Raw genomic sequence first — 19,190 nt, 5'->3', positions numbered from 1 at the left:
CGGTGATTTTACAACACATACGCCCATTCCGGCGCGTTGAGCAACGCCCACACGACGTCTTCGAAGCGGCGGCGCCAGTCGGGGTCGAGGCGGGTGGTCGGCGTGTCCCCGCGACGGGCCGCGGCCTCCTCCTCGAGGCGCAGCGAGTTTGCCTCGCTCTTCATGTGGTTGGACCACGCGACGAATTTCCGGCGCGCGGGCGGCGGCGTCGGATCCGCGTTCAGTTTCACCACGCGCTGCTCGTAGCCGGGGCGCAGCGACTTCGCGTAGAACGTCCGTTCCTCGGCCGTCGGCGGGCGCGTGAACAGGCGCAGGAAGAGACGATCGATGAACTGATCGAGCGGCTGAGTTTCGAGCGCGAACTGCGTGAGGCCGTGGTCGTCGCTCAACCGCGTGAGCCACGTCATCATCGTACCGTTCGAGAGCAACGCGGGCTGCAGGACATTCGCGCCGACATCGCGCACGCCGCTGGCGGCGTCGGGTCGCGCGCCGCGCCAGCCGAACACTTCCATGACCTCGGCCACGGCCTGAATCCGCGGGAGCATCAGGCTTGGGCGATCGCGTTCGTTCGAGGTCGAGGCCAGCATCCACGCCCGGCTCGCCCGACCAAGGTCGAGCGCGTTGTCGATGGTGCGGACGCTGTCGAGGTCGAGGTTCACCTGCTCGAGCACGAACGGCTTGCCGGTGGCGGCGAAATAGGAATCGACGAGCTGCTCGGCCTGGATGCGACGCGGCGCGGGCGCGGCGAAGAGCGGGCCGGTTTCCGTGAGCGTGGCGTCCGTGGCGCGCTGATACGCGTGCGAGGTCAGGATGAGGCGGGCGACCGCCTTCATATCGTAGCCGGAACGGACCAGTTCGCGGGCGAGCCAGCGCAGCAACTCGGGATGCGTGACGGTGGACTTCTCCCAGTCGCCGACGAGCGCGACGATGCCGCGGCCCATGAAACGCTGCCAGATGCGGTTGGCCATCACCTGGGCGAAACGTTCGTTCTGCGGCGCGGTGATGGCCGCCGCGAGCGTGTCGCGGGTGCTCTGCGGATTCTCGGCGAGCGTGGCGGCGGTCGCGGCGTCACAGAATTTCGCGAACGGCCACGCCGGCGGCACGGTCGTCCCGGGCGAGAGCGTCACCTGGATCATCGGCTCGCGTCCGCCCACGCGCAGATGCTCGAGCGCGACGCTGCTTGTGACCGGCACCTTGATCGGTTTGGTCGCGAGCATCGCAGCGATCTGGAAGAGCTCGATCTGCTTCGACTCGTGCGTCGGGGCGTCGTGGCAGCGCGCGCACTTCATCTCCACGCCGAGAAACGCCGAACTGAGAATGATGCCCTTCGCGGCGAGTGGCACGTCGTTCTGCGTCGCGACGCCGAAACCCGCCGGGCCGCCGAAGCGTTCGCTTCCCTCGAGCCGGATGAGTTCGGTCACGAAGAGATCGAGCGGCTTGTTGTCCTTGATCGACTCATACAGCCACCAGCGGAACGGGCCGGTGTTGTTCAGCGTCGGGTTGATCAGGTTCGGATTCTCCGCGAGCACATCGAGCCAGTAACCCATCTGGTGATCGGCCCAGCGGGGGTCGGCCAGCAACCGGTCGATCACGCGCGTGCGGCGGTCCGGCGAGCGATCGGCGAGGAACGCGTTCACGTCCGGCTCGGCGGGCGTGAGGCCGATGGTGTCGAGCGTGACGCGGCGCAGGAAGGCGAGGTCGTCGGTGAGCGGCGTGAGCTTGAGGCCCTCGCTCGAAAATTCCGGCCAGCGGGCGCCTTCCGCGATCCAACGGCGCAGCAGCGCGATATCAGCGGCGGGCAGCCGGTCGCCCTTGGCCGGCATCACTTCCTCCGGGTCGGTGTGCGTGATGCGTTTCAACAGCGGACTTTCGTCGGGCTTGAACGGCACGATCGCCGGGCCGTCGCCGGCGCCGCCCTTCAACGCGGCCGCGAGATCGTCGAGCCGGAGCTCGCCCTTCACCTTCGTGCCCTGGTGGCAGCTGTAGCAGTGCGCCTCGAGGATCGGCTTGATCTCGCGGTGATAATCGACGCCGCCCTTTTGCTTCACGGGCTCGTAGTCCGCCACGACGCGGGCGATGCGGGCGCCGAGGAAACGATCGATGGCATTGAATTCCGGATACCCGGCGGGCAGGGCCGGCACGGGCTCGTGCGGAGTCGACGCCAGCCAGGCGGTCGCGGCGTCGCGGCGGCGATTCCAATAGCCGGCATGCTCCGTGCGCCGTGCGGCGCGGGCCGCCGTGTCCATCGCGTCGAAACGCAGCCGGCGCTCGGCGGTGTACGCCGCCCAGGCTTGATCGGTGTACGGCAGGCCGGCGCCCGAGGGCGCGAGGAGTTTCCACTCCGCGGTGCCGGCGAGCGCGATCGCGACGACGGTTTCGCCCAGTTCGGGCCGGAAGGGTTTCTTGCTTTTGGGTTCGATGCCGCCGAGGAGCGTTTCGAGGACGACCGGCACGCCGGCGCCGCCCGCAAACTCCACCTCGCCCCACACCTCGCGATTGCCGGGCGGGGCGAAGCGATAGCCGGGACCAAGATCGAGAAACGCGTTCTGCTCCTCGACGGGCAACTCGCCGGCGTTGCCCACGGCGAACTGACGGGGTTGATCAAACGGCGTTTCAAGCACGACCCGACCAGCGACCATCAGCCGCGCGGCGCCGCGCGAACGCAGCAGGAGGCGGTGCTTGCCGGCGGGAAGCGTCACGGTGGCCGAGGCCCGCACCAGCGTCGGAAACGCGCGATCCGCGCGCACGCCGGTCGAAATGTATTTCTGCGGCAGTTCGAACAGGCCGAAGGCATCCTCCTGGAATGACTCCGTGGCCGCCAGCGTCGTCGCCGGCCAGCTGCCGGTGCGCGGCACCTCGTTCTCGCAGATTTCCACCGTCACCTGGCCCGCGCCCGCCGGAGCGGCGTCGGCGAAGGCAGCGACAAGAAAGAGGCAGAGGATCAGGCGGGGGAGACGAACCATGGCGGGTGGAGACGGGTAACATCATCACCAAACGCCGCCCGGCGCGAACTTCACGCCCGGCGACATCCCACTTTCGTGCAGCGGCGGAAACCCGGCGGGGCGGGCTTGCGCGCGTGGGCGCGGACGCTCGCAACCAACGAAAAAATGTCGCCGGTGGTGGATGCCGGCGGGGTGCCCTCACCCCGCGGATTGGCAGGATCGAATCAAATTGCGGGGGGAGGGCCCACAGCGGCACCAGTTCAAGTGAACCGGCGTTATGCCAAGCGCTCTTTGCCTTTGGAGTTTAGCCGTGGCTGCGAGCGCCAGCGAGTGGCCGAACGACTACTCGCTGGCGCTCGTAGCCACGATCGATCCAGAAGTCCAAAAGCAAGCAGCGATTGGTATTAGACCGCTTTCTCGCCCCAATTGGCGCGCGTCACCCGGAGGGCGTTTTCACCGAGAATCTTCCGAATCGTCTCGTCGCTGTGGCCGCGCTGCACGAGGCCGACAGTGAACAGCGGCCAGTTCGTCCACGCGATCGATTGTACGGCGTGCGGCGTGGCCGTGTACGTATCCACGGGCCAGAGATGCTCCCAGCGCGGGCCGGTGGCGGCGAGCGGCGATCGGCCATTGGCGCGGGCCGTGACTTTCGCGCGTTCCGCCGGTTCGTGCCGCGAGGTGTGGCTGATGTCGGGTCCGATCGCGACATGGTCGGCGCCGAATTTCTTCACCGCGTAATCGATGTGATCGAGGAACGCCGCGATGTCGCCGGCACCGCCGATGAAACGCGAGATGCAGCAGATGCCGATCAGGCCGCCGGTGTCGCAGATCGCCCGCACGGTCTCGTCGGGTTTGCCGCGGAAATGTTGATACACGCCGCCGCAGGTCGTGTGGCTCGCCACCATGGGCCGGCGTGACGCCTTTGCGGCTTCGAGGCTGGTGCGCCAGCCGGAGTGAGAGACGTCGCAGATCACGCCGAGACGATTCATCTCCTTCACGACGGTGTGGCCGAAATCGCTGAGCCCGCCGTCATTCGGCTCGCCCGCGCCGTCGCCAATCGGATTCCGGCGGTTGTACGTGAGGTGCATCATCCGCACGCCGAGCTCCTGGAAAATCCGGATGTGCTGCAGTTCGTCGCGCACGTTGTCCCACTGCTGGTGCAGCGGCACGCCGTTGGTGGTGAAATAGAGACAATGCCGGTTCGCCTTCTTGGCCGCGACGATGTCGTCCGGCTTGCCGGCCTTCGCGCACACGTCGGGCGCGAGATCCGTGGCAAACGTGAACCGCGCGAGGCGTTTCATCAGCCGCAGCGGATCGCTGCCCTCCTCGCCGGTGTTCTGAAAGATGCATGTGACGCCCGCGGCGCGCATGGCGTGAAGAAACTCCTCCCGCTCGGCGGCATCCGTGGCCCAGCGCGTCATCGACATCTCCTCGCGCAAGTCGACGAGTTCGCGATCGGACGCGCCTGCATCGGCCACGGCCTTGAACTTCGCGCCATCGAGCGCCGCCCGCGGCGCGAAGCCGTACGACTCGAACACCAGGGACTCGGCGTGAAGCCGGTAGCCATGGTCAAGATCGCGGGCGCTCGGCTTGAGGATGCTGAGGGCGGCTGCGCGCGCGCGCAGGATCGCGGGATTGTCCGAGGCGAACGGCGTGCGCTGATCCGCGGCGCGCACGTGGACGTTGAACGGCCCGATCGCCCCGAGCAGCGGCAGGCTCGCGATCGTCTTGACGAAGGTGCGGCGCGACGGCCGGTCGGCGGGTGCAGCAGGCGGGACGGACATCGAGGCGGACGGTGCGGGAGGCATGGGGAAAGCGTTGAGCGATTCAGTTCACGGTTGCTGGTGGCGGCAGTCAGGCCGGCAACGTCGCGCCCACGCCGTCGACGATGCGCAGGTTTTTTGCCGCGAGTGCCGAGTAGCAGTCGGGCAGATCAAACGTCTTCAGCGCGTCGGGCACGAAAGACGACAGCGGCCAGTTGTAGTCCTGCGCCTCGGCGACCGCACCGTAGCTGGACAGCGCGTGCTTGAGCGTGACGCGCGTGACGCCTCGCTCCGCCAGCAGTGCGGCAAACGTGGCCGGGATCGTGCCCCAGCCCTTCGCGACGAGGTGGATCTCCTCGTGACCGTGCGCCTGCAGCCAGTCGATCAGGCGCAGGAGATCGAACGTCCGCTGGCCGGGATACGGCTGGTCGAACATGATGCCGTAGATCGCATAGAAGTAATCGCTCCCGTACGGTTCGAGGAAGCCCTGGCCCGTCGTGTTCGGCTGCGACTCGCCGATCCCGCGGACGTCGCAGGCGTAGAATGCCGCCTCCGGATCGGCGGCGATGATCTCGCGGACGAGCGGCTCCTGCCGCAGCTCCAAATCGGCGGACTGATGGGAAACATAGAGCACCGCGCGCTTCGGTCCGCGTTGCACGCGATACCGCAGCGGCGTGTCGCCAAGCCGGTAGACCGTCGCGAGAATGCCCGGCTCGGTCTCCACCGCGTAGTGCCCGGCGTACTTCTTCGGATAGCCGCGATTCGGCACGTCCCGGAGTATCCGGTAATCGGCGACGCCGGCGCGGGCCGGCAGGTGGAGCGCGGCGGTGACGGCACGCTTGAGGGCGTCGCCCGTGAGCGTCGGGCGCGTGGTGCGCAACCGCTGCGACGCCTCGCGCGTGAAAGAGAGCACCGTGTTCGGCTGCAGCGGGGCGACCTGGCCCTTCGGCGTGCACCACAACACTTCGTCCGCCTCGATCGTCAGCGCCGGCTCAACGCTGGTGGTCGCGACCTGCGTGACCTGGTTGAACCAGCCGTACATGGCCTCGCGGTTCTTTTGGAAATAGCCGTGGGCGTCGGGGCCGATGAACAGATCCTCGCGCTCCTTGACCCCGAGCAGCGTGTAGAGCCGCTGCAGCCGGGCGTGGGATTGCTCGAGGCCTCGGGCGTCGAACAGATCCTTTTCCTGGCCGAGCAGCTTCAGGTGCCGCGGGATGAACGGTACGAGGAAGTCCGCGTGATCGAGTCCGAGCGCCAGCGTGTGCGGCGGGCACTGTTCGGTGTCGGCCGGCTGCTCGCTCTCGAACATCCGGCGAAACGTGTTGATGAAACAACTCGGCGCGGCGGCGATGAACCGCGGCTCCAGCGCGCACAGCCACGAGGTGATCGTGCCGCCGCCGGAATTGCCCGTGACCATGATCCGTTTCCCGTCCACCTCCGGGCGCGTGAGCAGATAGTCGAGCGCGCGAATGCCGTCCCACGCCTGCCAGGTGCCGAAGAACTCACCGACGAGGAACTGCGCGTTGCCCACGTACAAATGCTCGCGGACGCTGCCGCCTTGCAACGGCCGCAGCGCGGCATCGACGACCTGGAAGCGTTCGCCCTGGCCGATCGGATCGATGATCAGCACGATGTAGCCCAGCCGCGCGAGACCCTGCGCGAACGACTGGTACGTGGCGCCGGCCTTGCCGTTGAGCGAGTGACCGCACACGCCGACCACGGCCGGCGTCGGGCCCTGGCGTTGCTTCGGGAGGTACAGATTTCCGGTGACGGGAAAATTCGGCCGGCTGTCGAAGATGACGTTCTCGATCGTGTAGGCGTCGCGATCCACGCGCTTCGTCACGCGCGGATTGAGCGGAGTTTTCTCCGGCAGCGGGCCGAAGCACCGCCGCACCTTGGCCGTCGTTTCGCGAATGTACGTCTCCGCCTCCCGGCGCGTGCGCAGGCCGGCGTGCAGCGCCTCGGCGGCGGCTTCGCGTGCCACGATTCGCGCGCCGAAGTAATCCTGCATCATCCGCGGAAACCGGTTCAACGGCACCAGTGGAGCCGCGGGTGCGGCCGGGGATTTTTTGGCCGCGGCCGCTTTCGTCTCGGCCGCAAACAACGCGGGCGCGGCGTGTTCGAGCGCCGCCGCGCCGAGCAGACCGAGTCCGGCTTTTTGCAGCAGGCTGCGGCGGGAAAGCGCGGAAGGAGGAACGGGGTGCGGGGAATCCATGGCGATGCCGGACGGGTGGAGGGGCGGACGCGTTGGGTTTAGAAGCGACCGCTGATGCCGCCGCTGATCGTGACGAAGTTGATGATCGTGCTCTGCATGCGGTCGGGCGTGCCGACATAGAACCGCTGCGGCTCGTTGAAGAGATTGGCGACGTCGAAGGTGAGCGAGACGGCCGGGCGCAGCTGGTAGGCCATGCCGAGGCTGACGGTCTTGCGGTCGTAGCGGTAGAGATTCAACGCGGGGCTGGTCGACGAGTAGCTCGTGATGTGTTCGCCGGTGAAGTTGTAGAGCAGGCGCGTGCTGAACCGGCGGTAACGCCAGCTCAGGCTGGCGTTGGCCACCTTCGGGATGAAGCCGGCGACCTGGCCGCTGCGCCGATAGACCGTGCCGCCGAAATCACCGTGGGTGTCGAGGTAGGTGTAGTTGAGCGAGCCGCTCAGCCCGCGCAGCAAGCCCGGGAGAAACGTGAACTGCTGCTGGTAGCTGAACTCCCAGCCCTGCACGATCGCGGTGCCCGAGTTCGTCGTGGTCAGCCGCGTGAAGCCGGCGTAGTCGCCATTGTAGCCGTTGTCGGTGCCGTTCGGAATGATCCCGTCGTTGATGCCCGAGACGATGTAGTCGTTGATCGTCTTATGAAACCAGCCGACGGAGAAGCTGCCGACCGGCTCGAAGTAATACTCGAGCGTGGCGTCCCAGTTCTTCGCCATCTGCGGCAGCAGGCTCGGGTTGTTCACGGTGACGGTTTCGTTGATCTCGTTCACGGTTTCGTTGGGCATCAGGTTCGCCATCGGCGGACGGCCGAAGCTCGTCGACCAGCTCACGCGCGCCTTCAGGTTGCGCGTGAGGTCGTGGTTGAGATGCACGCTCGGGAACGACTTCGTGTAGTTGCCGTCGATGTCGCGCCGGGTGTTCGCGTAGTCGCGCCGCGCCGATCCCACCGGATCGGCGAGCTGCTGGGCCGCCGTGCTGCCGAAGCGCGTCCGCACCCAGCCGTAGCTCTCCGTGTCGGTGCGCTCGAACCGCACGCCGGTCAGGAAACCCGTGCGTGCGAGCCAGCCTTCGCGACCGAAACGGCCCTGGGCCTGGACGTAGCCGGCGGTAACACCCTCGGTGACGCCCCGCGCGCCGGTGTACTTGATTTGCTCCGCGTAATACAGGTCCTCGCGCCAGAGCGCGGGCACCGTGGGCTCGCCGCCGCTCGTGTGCTGGGCGACCTCCCACATCGGGAGCTGCAGGCCGGTTTTCGTCGAGGCGTACGTGATGATCGTCGGATCCGCCGCGAGCGCGGTCGTGCCGAGATAGTTCCAGCGCCGCGAGAAGTTCCGCAGGTTCACCTCCTGCTCGCGCCACGCGCCGCCGGCCTTGAAGGCCACGGGCAGCGCGCCCGTCAGCGTGTAGATCGCATCGAAACGCGCCTGCCGGATTTCCTGGATGTTGTTGTTGGGCGTCCGGGTCAGGCCGTTGGCGATCGGCCGGTAGTTCGCGGGATTGGTGATGTCGGGGCCGGCGGTCTGAACGAATCGCGGATACAGATCCGAAGCCGTGCGATCGAGAATCCAGCCGACGTTGCTGACGCGATTCGTGAGGTAGCCGACGCCCGTGCCGTTCCAGAGCTTGTTCCGGCCGCCGCCGATCGAGTAGTCGAGCTTGAGCGGGCCGAACTCGTGCTCGCCGCCCGCGTTGAACTGGTAGGTCGTGACCATGTAGTTGTTGGGGCCGGACATCATGATCTCCATCACGGAGCTCGCGACGGGCCGCACCTCGGTCACGCGGTTGGTGAAGCCCGGGATCACGCCTGACGTCGTGGCATTCGGCACCGTGGTGGCATTGCCGGTGTAGGCGCGGGCCTGATACACCCGGCGGAACTTCTCGATGTTGTCGTTGACCGTGAAGCTCGCGGTGAACTTCGAGTTGAACGAATAGCGGTAGTCCGTCTTCACGTTCAGGCTCGATTGCTTGCGGTTGTTGTAATTGTCCCACGTGCGGTAGCCCCAGACGTAGGCGGGATCGTTGAGCGTGTTCTGAAAATCTCGATCGGTGCGGAAGCCGCCGACGCCGTTCTCGCTGTAGAACAAATTGACCGCCACGCCGAGATTCCGGGTGGAGCCGAACACATCGAACACCTCCTGGTAGCCAAGCGTGAGCAGCGGATGCGCGCGATGCTTCTCGCGCAGCGGCACCTGTTCGAGGAACGGCGGCGCCACGCGCACGGTGCCGCTGTAGGTCAGCCGGCGCTTCTCGCTCATGTTGAGCGGTGAGCGCGTTTTCATGTTCAGCGTGCCGCCGAGGGAATCGGCGCCCTTGTCGGGCGTGTGACCCTTGATGAGCTCGAGCTGCTCGAACATGGTGCCCGTGATGCTCTGCAACTGGAAGCTGCGGCTCGCGCCGATCGAGGGCAGGACGCCGCCGTCGACCGTCACGGTGTTGAGCCCGGGCGCCATGCCGCGGACGTTGAACTCGTACGCGAGGCCTTCGTCCGTCGGATTGCCCGCGATGCCGGGCAGCCGCATGACCACTTCGCCGGCGCTCATGTTGGGCAGGTTGCCGAACGAATCCATCGCGACGACGTTCTTCACATTTTCGGCGTTGCGCTGGGCCGTGATCGCGAGCGCATCGCCCTCGCGTTCGCCGACGACGCGGAAGGCATCGAGCCGGTAGATCGCGGTCGAAAGCGTAAAATCACTCACGGTGCGGCCGTCGGCGGCGATGGTCACCTGACGGCGCACCGGATCCAGGCCGAGATAGGTGGCGACGATCTCGTGCGTGCCCGTTGGCAGGCCCGTGAGCACGTAGCGGCCGGTGTTGTCCGTTAGCGCCGACAACCCGGTGCCGCTCACCTCAATCCGCGCGCCTTCGAGCAGGTTGCGCGTGACCGGGTTGCTGACAGTGCCGGTGAGCGTGCCGGTCGTGGCGTCGGCGGCGTGGAGGTGGGGCGACAGCGCCGGGAGCGAACCAAGGAGAGAGGCGCAGACGAGGACCGAGGCGATCCGAAGCAGGGCGGGCAGGCGGGGGAGCTTCATGGGAGGGAAAGGAGTGCGTGGCCGACGTCGATGTCCGGGCAGGGGAGGCGGGGAAAAGCGCAACAGTGGGGGCAATGGCGCGCGTTGCGCGCTCAGCGGAGCGCGGGCTCGCCCGGAATAGAGTAAACGCCGACGGCACGGTCAATTGGTATACCCGATCGGCCGGCATCCCTTTCGTGCGCTCATGGCAGTTGGATCCCCGAGCGGCGATCGTCCATGGAAAGCGATCAACCAGGAAAAGCGACCGTCCTGGAAAAGCGACCGTCTAGGAAAAGCGACCGCCCTGGGACCGCGACCGCCCCCGGTCGCCTCCGACGGATCACGTTTGACCGATCGTAATCGGCCGGAGGCGACCGGGGGCGGTCGCGGTCCCAAGTCGGTCCCATGGATTTCCGTTCCCATGGGGTTCCATTCCCACTGGCTCCCGGCCCCACGGGCTTCTCCACCCGCAACCCCGACTCAATCCACGTACAACTCGCAGATCGCCCACGGCGTGTCTTTGCGCTCGGCCGTGTTCTTGATGATCAGATAGCGGCCGCGGGTGCCGGCGGGAAAGTCGATGATGGTCCGGTTCGGTTTGCCCTTGCCGCTCACCACGGCCTTGCCGGGTTCCTTGGGATCGTTCGTGACGTAGACCTCGTAGTGCTCGGGGAACTCGGCGTTCCGGCCGGTTTGATCGAGCGTGAGCCGCGCAAAGGGCCGCGTGAGCTTGTAGTCGACCTCGACCCACTCCTCGCCGAGCGCCGGCGTGGTCCAGCGGTTGCCGGTGTTGCCATCGAGCAGATTGGACACGCCCGCCATCGATGACGCGCGCGCTTTCGCGGGCCCGGCGAGATTGGCTCGGATCACATCGACTGCGATCGCGATCTCGGCGGCGATCGAATCGTCGGCCTTGCGGCTTTCGGCGAACGCGAGCGCGCCGGGATCGTTCGCGCGGTGGAGCAGCGCGACGAATTTCTTGCGCAGCTCGACGTCCGCGGTGGCCGCAATCAGCCGCGCCACGAGGCCGGTGGTTTCGGCCGACCATTTTTCGCGGCTCCGCTCGAAGTAACGCAGCGCGCCCTGCAGGGCGGCGGCACGCGCATCCGGCAGCGCGGCTTTCTCCGCCACGACCACGAGAGCGGACAACGCCGTGGCGTCGGGCCAGCGCGCGAGAGCACCCGCGGCGGCTTCCGCGACTTTCGCATCGTCGCGGAGCGCGAGGCGTGCGGCGCACGCGGCGCTGGACTCGCCGCCGATGCGGCCGAGCGCGGGCAGCAGGCGCAGCGCGAGCACGGGCTGCGCGAATTCAATTAATGCATACACGGCCCGGCCGCGCTCGGCGACGTCGGGATTGCGCAGCGTGACGTTCACAAGTGCGCGCAACGCCTTGCTCTGCTCCGCGCTGTCGACCGCTTCGATCGTCCAGTCGAGAATGGCTTTTTGCTCCGACGCGGGTGCCAGCTCGCCGAAGGCGGCGACGGCGGCCGCGCGGACGACCGGATTCGTTTCGCTGCGGCATTTCAGGATCGTGGGCAGGCCCTCGGACATTCCGCGCAACGCAAGCTGCTCGAGGAACACGGCGCGCGTCGCGGGATCGCCGCGTTCGGCGCCTGTCAGGATCGCGGCGGAGACGTCGGGTCCGTTCAGCCGCATCAGGCTCTGCCGGGCCACCTTCGCCTCGGCGCTGTCGTTGCCGGCGGCGAAACGGGCGAGCAGGTTGGCGGTTTCGCGGGAGCCCGGGAGCACGCCCAGCGCCTCGAGCGCGTCGAGACGCACGGCGGGTTCCTTGTGTTCGGTTGCGGCGACGATGGAGGGGATCGCCGCCCGGTCGTTGCGGCGCGCAAGCGCGGCGATGACGGCACTCTGCGTCGGCGCATCCCAGCCGGCGATCGCGCCGGTGAGCGTGGCGACGAGCCCCGACGCGCGTGACGCGGTGATCGCCTCGATTGCGACCTGCTTCATGTCCCAGTCGTTGCCGCTCAGCACCGCGGCGAGCCGCGGGGCGGCGGTCGCGGGCTCGAGATCCAGCGAAAGACGAAACGACGCAGCGCGGTGGATCGGTGTGCGCGCGTCGCGCTGCAGGCTCGCGAGCAGGGGCAGCGCGGCGGCCGGCGTAGCGCGCGCGGCCGCGGCGAGTTTGGCGGCGGCGACTGCCGGAGCGCTCGGTTCCGCGATGGCCTGCAGCGCGGCAAGGGCGGCGTCGTTGGCAATCGCGCCCAGTGCGCGAGCGGCAGCGGCGGCGGCCGGCGTATCCGGATTCTGGAGCAGGGCGGTCAGCGCGGGCACAGCGCCGGCGATCCGGCGGCGCGCGATCGAGTCGATGAGACCGAGCTGGGTGCGACCGGCGGACTTGCCGAGGGCGGTGACGAACATGCCGTCGATGACGGCGCCGGCGGCGGGCTCGAGCGCGAGCCGGGCCAGGTCGGTGTCACGATCGTCGAGCAACATCGTGCCAAGCGGCTTGTAGGCGTCGGCGCTGGCCTTGGCCGGACCTTGCGCCAGCACCAGGCCGAGCCGCTGCGCGGCGGCCTGACGGCCGGCGAACGTGGCGTCGTTGGGGCGCAGCGCGGCGAGCAGACGCTGCTCGAGGTCGGCGAGTTTGCCGGCGTCGGCGCCGGCGGCGGTGATTTCCCGGTCGAGCGTCTCGAATGGCTGTTGATCGCCGGAGTAGGTGAGCTGCGAGAGCGCGGGCGTGGCCGCAGCGGCGGTCAGCGCACTCGCGAGGGCCAGCGTGACGGGAAGGAGAAAGAGACGGACCATGGGGAAAGAGGAGTTGGAAGATGGATCGGCCTCGTCTCAGACGAGCGCATAGCCCGCGCGGCGCGGACGATCGAGCAGGCGCGCCGCGACGGGATCGCCCACGATTTCCTCTTTCTTCGGATCCCAGCGGATGGCCCGGCCCACCTGCGCCGCAATCACGTTGAGGTGGCAGACGGTCGCGCTGCGGTGGCCGACCTCGACGTCGGCGATTGGCCGCTGCCGCGTGCGGATGCACTGGAAGAAATCGCCGTGGTGATCGTCGCTCGCGTAGAGGTGGATGTCTTCGCCGCGCAACGGCCGCGTCGCCAGCTCGGGCGGATCGGTTTCGAGGACGTCATTGCGCGACACCCAGACCGTGCCCTTCGTCCCCTGAAACTCGATCATCTGTTTCAGTTCGCCGTCGTAACGCTCCACCCGCACGCCGTTGGCGTAGACGTGCGTCTGATACTTGCAGCCTTCGAAGCCGATCGGGATGAACTCGACGGGGCCCGAGTCGTCCATGCCCAGCGCGTTCTGGATGATGTCGAAATGATGCGCGCCCCAGTCCCCGTTCTTGCGTCCGCCGTACTCGAGAAAGCATCGCCAGCCGCCGCCGTAGTCGCCCTTCACGCGCTTCTCATTGTAAGGCCGCCACGGGGTCGGGCCGAGCCAGCGGTCGTAATTGAAATCCGCCGGCAACGGCTCCTCGGACAACGCCGGCGCCGCGGGAAACTCGCCGAGCTTCGTGCGGATGAGCTTGAGGTCGCCGATCCAGCCGTTGCGCACGATCTCGGCCGCCTTGCGAAACGCCTTGTTGGAACGCTGCTGCGTGCCGGTCTGCAGCACGCGACCGTGACGCCGCGCGACCTCGGTCAGGTAGCGGCCCTCGCGCACGGTGAGCGTGAGCGGTTTCTCGCAGTAGACATCCTTGCCGGCCTGCATCGCGGCGCTGGCCACGGCCGCGTGCCAGTGGTCAGGGGTGCACACGAAGATGGCGTCGAGGTCGGCCCGCGTCAGCAGTTCCTCGTGGGTGGAGTAAGTGTCCACGCCGCGCGAGACACCGCTGTCCTTGTTTTTCCCATACGCCTTGTCGAGGCGGTCGCGCATCTTCTCCACCTTCGAGCGCATGACGTCGCAGGTGGCGAGGATGCGGCAGTCGTCGCGGCCCGTGAGCGTGCCGACGTGCGCATTGCAGATGAGACCGTTGCCGACGAGCCCGATGGTCAGCTGGTTGCTCGGCGCGTTCTTGCCGAACAGCCGCGCGGGAAAGAAATTCGGCGCGAGGCCGGCGGCAAGGATGCCGGTGACGCCGTGCTGCAGGAACGAACGGCGGGAGAGGGCGGGAGCGGGACGGGGCTGGGGGGACATGGCGGTGTGAATCAACGGCATCGAGCCATGCCGCGTTTGCCAGATCAAATCGAGGCTGGAAGTGCTGGCCCTCCCGGGCGTGCGGGCGGAAGGGCAAGGCGCTCATACTTTGATTAACCACAAAGACACGGAGGCACAAAGGAGCCGGCCTTGGGGTTTGGTCTCTGTGCCTTTGTGTCTTCGTGGTTTCATCCTGGTTTTCACGAACCGAAAAACGTGGCTGACATTGGCGTTGCGCGTCGAATCGTCGGTGCACTCCGAACCCTTTACCCCTGGATGCTCCGACGACTCCTCCCTTCGATTCGCTTTGCCTTGGCCGGCACGTGTGCCGCCGCCAGCCACGCCGCGCCGCTGGAGTTCAACCGCGATGTCCGGCCGATCCTTTCGGAAAACTGTTTCCAGTGCCACGGCCAGGATGCCGCCAAGCGCGAGGGCAAACTCCGGCTCGACGACCGCGAGAGCGCGACGCGACTGCACGACGGCTACGCGGCCATTCTGCCTGGCAAGCCGGACGAGAGTGAAATGATTCGCCGGATCGCTTCGACGGCGAGCGATGAGGTCATGCCTCCGCCGGAGTCGCACAAGACCGTCAGTCCCGCGCAGGCGGCCGTGTTGCGGCAATGGATTGCCGAGGGCGCCCCTTTCCAGAAGCACTGGGCGTTTCTCCCGCCGCGCCAGGCACCGCTGCCCGCTGTGCGCAACGCGACCTGGCCGCGGGCGGCGCTCGATCGCTTGGTGTTGGCGCGGTTGGAACGCGAAGGCCTCGCGCCGTCGACAGCGGCGACCGCGGAAACGTGGCTGCGGCGCGCGAGCTTCGATCTCACGGGGCTGCCGCCGACGTCCGGCGAACTCGATGTGTTTGCGGCTGACGTCACGCGCCGGGGCGAAGCCGCCTTTGAGGCGGCGGTCGATCGGTTGCTGGCGTCACCGCACTACGGCGAACGCCAGGCGATCGAGTGGCTCGATGCGGCGCGTTATGCCGACACCCACGGCTTCAACAACGACTCGTCGCGCACGATGTGGCGCTGGCGCGACTGGGTGATCGAGGCGTTCAACGCCAACGTGCCCTACGATCGGTTCATCACCGAGCAGATCGCCGGCGATCTGTTGCCGCAGCCCTCGCTCGAGCAGCGCATCGCAACCGGCTTTGCGCGCAATCACGTCATCAGCAGCGAGGGCGGCATCATCGGCGAGGAGTACCGCGTCGAGTACGTCGCCGACCGCGTGCGCACGCTGAGCACCGCGTGGCTCGGGCTCACGATGGAGTGCGCGAAGTGTCACGACCACAAATTCGATCCGATCACGCAGCGCGACTACTTCCGGCTGTTCGCGTTCTTCAACAACGTCCCGGAGCACGGCGAGGACGGCCGCGTGGCCAACGCCATCCCGATGATCCCCGCCCCCACGCGCGAGCAGCAGACCGCGCTGGCCGCGCAGCAGCGCGAACTCGCCGCGCTTGATCAACACCTGCAGGCGGCGCGGGCCGGCTGGAAATGGAACGACGCTGCGGCCGCGCGCGTTGCCGCCTGGATGGCCGAGACGCGGCCCGCCGCGAACGCGTTCGATCCGGCGAAACCCGACGCGGTCGCGACTGCCGAGTCCGGCGTGGCCCTGATCGCGGAAAAGGATCGGCTCGGCGTCGACGGCACCGCCAGCGCGACGTGGCGCTCCGATCCGGCGCTGCCGCCGCCGAAGGTGCCCGCGGCGGCGTTGGACTTTGCGGGCAAATCAGGCGTGACGCTCACGGCGTGGTTGAAGCCGGCGGCCGACGGGCCGCGCGACGCCGTCATCCTGTCGTCGCTCAATCACGTCGGTTCGACCGAGGACTCCCAATTCGGCAAGGGCCGCGAGCTGCGGCTCGTGGACGGCGAACTGGAACTGCGGCTGAGCGAGCGTTACCCGGTGTACGCGATCGTGCTGCGTACCGTCGGCGCGGCGATCGCGCCCGGCGCGTGGCGTCACGTGGCCGTCAGTTATGCCGGCGGCAAGCGCGCCGCCGCGGTGCGGATCTTTGTCGACGGCACCGAGGTCGCGACGCGTGTGCTTTACGACGGCCTGCCCGGCGAACCGCCGAAGCGCGAGTTTCTGATCGGCGCCGACAACACGCCCGACGGTGCGCGCTGGCGCGGCGAGATCGACGACCTGCGTGGCTTCGCGCGCGTGCTGGACGCGCCGGCGATCCAACGGGAGTTTCGTGCTGGTGCGCTTGGGCGCGCCGTGCCACGGGTCGAACGCGGCAAGGCGTCTGCGCTGGAGCAAGGCTGGGTGCGCGATGCCGTGCTCGCCGACGCGAGCGCAACGCGCGAACTGGTGGCGAGTCGCGACGCGCTTTGGGCGCAACACCTCGCGTTGCAGCGCAGCCTGCCGACGGCGATGGTGATGGAGGAAATGCCGGCACCGCGTCCGGCCTTCGTGCTGCAGCGCGGCCAGTACGACGCTCCGGGCGAACGCGTGGAGCCCGGCGTGCCGGAGACGCTGATTGCGCCGTGGCCGGCGGGCGCGCCTCGCAACCGGCTTGGTCTCGCCCGTTGGCTCACGCAGCCGCAGCACCCGCTCACCGCGCGCGTGGTCGTGAACCGGTGGTGGGCGCAGCTCTTCGGCACCGGACTGGTGAAGACGCTCGAGGACTTCGGATCGCAGAGCGAATGGCCGAGTCATCCCGAGCTGCTCGACTGGCTCGCACGGGACTTCGTCGATGGCGGCTGGAACGTGAAGGCGCTGCTGCGGACGCTGGTGTTGTCGGCGACGTACCGGCAGGACAGCGCGGTGACGCCCGCGCTGGTGGCGCGCGATCCCGAGAATCGCCTGCTCGCCCGCGGGCCCCGCGTGCGGCTGCCGGCCGAGCTCATCCGCGACCAGGCGCTGGCCGTATCCGGATTGCTGGCACCGCGAATCGGCGGGCCGAGCGTCCATTCGTACCAACCGGAAAAACTCTACGAAGGTATCGTGGTCGGAGCCGAGTATCCGGGCACGAAATGGCCGACCGGCTCCGGCGAGGACCTGTATCGGAGGAGCCTGTACACGTTTTGGAAGCGCACCGTGCCGCATCCGGCGATGATCGCGTTTGACGCACCCGATCGGGAGTTCTGCACCGTGCGTCGCTCGCGGACGAATACGCCGCTGCAGGCGCTCGCACTCTGGAACGAGCCCGGCTATTTCGAGGCGGCGCGCCACCTCGGCCAGCGGCTGTTGAGAGAGGGCGGCCAGGAAGACGGCGCGCGGCTCGCCTGGGCGTTCCGACAGGCCACGGGCCGGCGGCCGACGGCGGACGAAGCGCGCGTGCTGGTGAACGCGCTCCAACGGTTACGCACGGATTTTGAAGCGCACCCGGAGGACGCGGAGCGGTTGCTCACCGTGGGGGCGTCGCCGGCGGCCGCGGGGTTTGCGCCGACGGAACTCGCGGCCGCTGCCAGCGTGGCGAGCATGATTCTGAGCTTGGATGAGACGATCACGAAGCGCTGAAGGGATCTGAAATTTGAGATCTGAGATTTGAAATTCGAGCGATGAAATTCACGAAGTGCTGAAATCTCAGATCTCAGATCCGAAATCCGAAATCCAATGTCTGCCCGAGCATCGAGTTCTGAAATTTCAAATTTGAAATCTGAGATCTAAAACCAATGTCCTGCCACCGCTACGAAGCCCTCCATACGCGCCGCGACTTTCTCGCCCAGTCCGGTCTCGGCCTCGGTGCGGCTGCGCTGGCCAAGCTGCTCGGTCCCGATCTGTTCGCGGCGTCATCGGCCCCCGGCGCTCCGTCGCTTTCTGACTCCCTCGCTTCGTCCGCCCGTGGCCTGCCCGGCCTGCCGCATTTTCCGGCGAAGGCGAAGCGGGTCATCTGCCTGTTTCAGTCTGGAGGTCCGTCGCATCTCGATTTGCTCGACGACAAGCCGCTGCTGCGCGAGCGCTTCAACGAGGATCTGCCCGACTCGGTGCGCCGCGGTCAGCGCATCACCGGCATGGTGGCTTCGCAGGCGCGGCTCGCGGTGCAGCCGAGCAAGTTTGCGTTCCAGCCGGGTGGCCGGTGCGGGACGTTGATCAGCGATCTGCTGCCGCACACGCGCGGGATCGCGGACGAGCTCTGCGTGATCCGCTCGATGCACACCGAGGCGATCAACCACGATCCGGCGATCACGTTTTTCCAGAGCGGCAGCCAGCTGCCGGGGCGGCCGAGCATGGGCGCGTGGGTGGACTACGGCCTCGGCCGGCTCAACGACAACCTGCCGTCGTTTGTCGTGCTGGTGTCGGTCAACGCCAAGCGCGCCGGCCAGGGCCTCCTCGCGCGGCTGTGGGGCAGCGGCTTTCTGCCGAGCGGACACCAGGGCGTGCAGTTTCGCAGCGCCGGCGAGCCCGTGCTCTACCTCAACGATCCCGCGGGGATCACGCGCGAGCGCCGGCGGGTGATGCTCGACGGCATCGCGGATCTCAACCGGCTGCAGCACGCACAGAGCGGCGATCCGGAGATCGAGACGCGGATCAGCCAGTTTGAAATGGCGTACCGGATGCAGCGCAGCGTGCCCGAGCTGATGGAACTCACGGGCGAGCCGGCGCACGTGCTCGAGAGCTACGGACCCGACGTGCAGCAGCCCGGATCCTTTGCCCGCAACTGCCTCCTCGCGCGCCGGCTCGCGGAGCGCGGCGTGCGGTTCATCCAGCTGTATCATCGCGACTGGGACCACCATGGTGGCCTGCACGAACACCTGCCCGCGATCGCGCGCGACGTCGATCAACCGAGCGCGGCACTCGTGCGCGATCTCAAGCAGCGCGGCTTGCTGGAGGACACGCTGGTCATCTGGGGCGGCGAGTTCGGCCGGACGCCGTATGCGCAGGGCGACGCCAACCGGGAGAAGTACGGCCGCGATCACCACGGCAAGGCGTTCTCGCTGTGGCTGGCCGGTGCCGGCGTGAAGCCCGGCATCACTTACGGGTCGAGCGACGACTTCGGCTTCAACGTCGCTGAGAACCCGGTCCACATCCACGACCTGCAGGCCACGATTCTCCAGCAACTCGGCATCGATCACGAACGCCTCACGTATCGCTTCCAGGGCCGGCAATACCGGCTGACCGATGTGCACGGTCAGGTCGTGAAGGGAATCCTGACGTAGGGTTGAGCCGGCTTTGGGAGATGGGAGCTAACCACGGAGGCACGGAGACACGGAGGTGA

The 19,190-nt window shown here is 67.6% G+C and carries 8 protein-coding genes; 2 read left to right on the top strand and 6 right to left on the bottom strand.

Annotated elements, in window-relative coordinates; all coding sequences use genetic code 11:
* Positions 1 to 8: 8 nt before the first annotated feature.
* The 6 genes from ACLJEU_RS20100 to ACLJEU_RS20075 all read right to left on the bottom strand — a co-directional run bounded on the left by ACLJEU_RS20100 (position 9) and on the right by ACLJEU_RS20075 (position 14,029).
* Positions 9 to 2,963 (bottom strand): DUF1553 domain-containing protein, encoded by a 2,955-nt coding sequence (locus ACLJEU_RS20100; protein WP_414663148.1) that lies wholly within the window; start codon positions 2,961 to 2,963, stop codon positions 9 to 11.
* A 383-nt stretch (positions 2,964 to 3,346) separates the two neighbouring features.
* Positions 3,347 to 4,750, bottom strand: coding sequence for a dipeptidase (locus ACLJEU_RS20095; RefSeq protein WP_414663147.1), 1,404 nt, complete (start codon positions 4,748 to 4,750; stop codon positions 3,347 to 3,349).
* Positions 4,751 to 4,796: 46 nt separating this feature from the next.
* Positions 4,797 to 6,920 (bottom strand): alpha/beta hydrolase, encoded by a 2,124-nt coding sequence (locus ACLJEU_RS20090; protein ID WP_414663146.1) that lies wholly within the window; start codon positions 6,918 to 6,920, stop codon positions 4,797 to 4,799.
* 38 nt (positions 6,921 to 6,958) lie between these two features.
* Positions 6,959 to 9,940 (bottom strand): TonB-dependent receptor, encoded by a 2,982-nt coding sequence (locus ACLJEU_RS20085; protein WP_414663145.1) that lies wholly within the window; start codon positions 9,938 to 9,940, stop codon positions 6,959 to 6,961.
* A gap of 459 nt (positions 9,941 to 10,399) precedes the next feature.
* On the bottom strand, positions 10,400 to 12,682 hold the full coding sequence (locus ACLJEU_RS20080; protein ID WP_414663144.1) for a HEAT repeat domain-containing protein: 2,283 nt from the start codon (positions 12,680 to 12,682) through the stop codon (positions 10,400 to 10,402).
* Between the two features lie 36 nt (positions 12,683 to 12,718).
* Positions 12,719 to 14,029, bottom strand: coding sequence for a Gfo/Idh/MocA family protein (locus ACLJEU_RS20075; RefSeq protein ID WP_414663143.1), 1,311 nt, complete (start codon positions 14,027 to 14,029; stop codon positions 12,719 to 12,721).
* A gap of 276 nt (positions 14,030 to 14,305) precedes the next feature.
* Between ACLJEU_RS20075 and ACLJEU_RS20070 the strand changes: the two genes are divergently transcribed.
* Together ACLJEU_RS20070 and ACLJEU_RS20065 are read left to right on the top strand one after the other, a co-directional pair.
* Positions 14,306 to 17,491, top strand: a complete 3,186-nt coding sequence (locus tag ACLJEU_RS20070) for a DUF1553 domain-containing protein (RefSeq protein ID WP_414663142.1) — start codon at positions 14,306 to 14,308, stop codon at positions 17,489 to 17,491.
* Positions 17,492 to 17,646: 155 nt separating this feature from the next.
* Positions 17,647 to 19,131 (top strand): DUF1501 domain-containing protein, encoded by a 1,485-nt coding sequence (locus ACLJEU_RS20065; RefSeq protein ID WP_414663141.1) that lies wholly within the window; start codon positions 17,647 to 17,649, stop codon positions 19,129 to 19,131.
* Positions 19,132 to 19,190: the final 59 nt, after the last annotated feature.

Origin of the sequence: Terrisphaera buseokensis (assembly GCF_047521145.2) — a bacterium.
GTDB lineage: Bacteria > Verrucomicrobiota > Verrucomicrobiia > Opitutales > Opitutaceae > ER46.
Note: the sequence above shows the minus strand (reverse complement) of the source record. Positions and strands in the feature narration are given on the sequence as shown.

What these genes read in the sequence shown, in the direction of transcription:
- ACLJEU_RS20100 (WP_414663148.1), bottom strand. Translation starts at nt 2,963, where the DNA reads ATGGTTCGTCTCCCCCGCCTGATCCTCTGCCTCTTTCTTGTCGCTGCC.
- ACLJEU_RS20095 (WP_414663147.1), bottom strand. Translation starts at nt 4,750, where the DNA reads ATGCCTCCCGCACCGTCCGCCTCGATGTCCGTCCCGCCTGCTGCACCC.
- ACLJEU_RS20090 (WP_414663146.1), bottom strand. Translation starts at nt 6,920, where the DNA reads ATGGATTCCCCGCACCCCGTTCCTCCTTCCGCGCTTTCCCGCCGCAGC.
- ACLJEU_RS20085 (WP_414663145.1), bottom strand. Translation starts at nt 9,940, where the DNA reads ATGAAGCTCCCCCGCCTGCCCGCCCTGCTTCGGATCGCCTCGGTCCTC.
- ACLJEU_RS20080 (WP_414663144.1), bottom strand. Translation starts at nt 12,682, where the DNA reads ATGGTCCGTCTCTTTCTCCTTCCCGTCACGCTGGCCCTCGCGAGTGCG.
- ACLJEU_RS20075 (WP_414663143.1), bottom strand. Translation starts at nt 14,029, where the DNA reads ATGTCCCCCCAGCCCCGTCCCGCTCCCGCCCTCTCCCGCCGTTCGTTC.
- ACLJEU_RS20070 (WP_414663142.1), top strand. Translation starts at nt 14,306, where the DNA reads ATGCTCCGACGACTCCTCCCTTCGATTCGCTTTGCCTTGGCCGGCACG.
- ACLJEU_RS20065 (WP_414663141.1), top strand. Translation starts at nt 17,647, where the DNA reads ATGTCCTGCCACCGCTACGAAGCCCTCCATACGCGCCGCGACTTTCTC.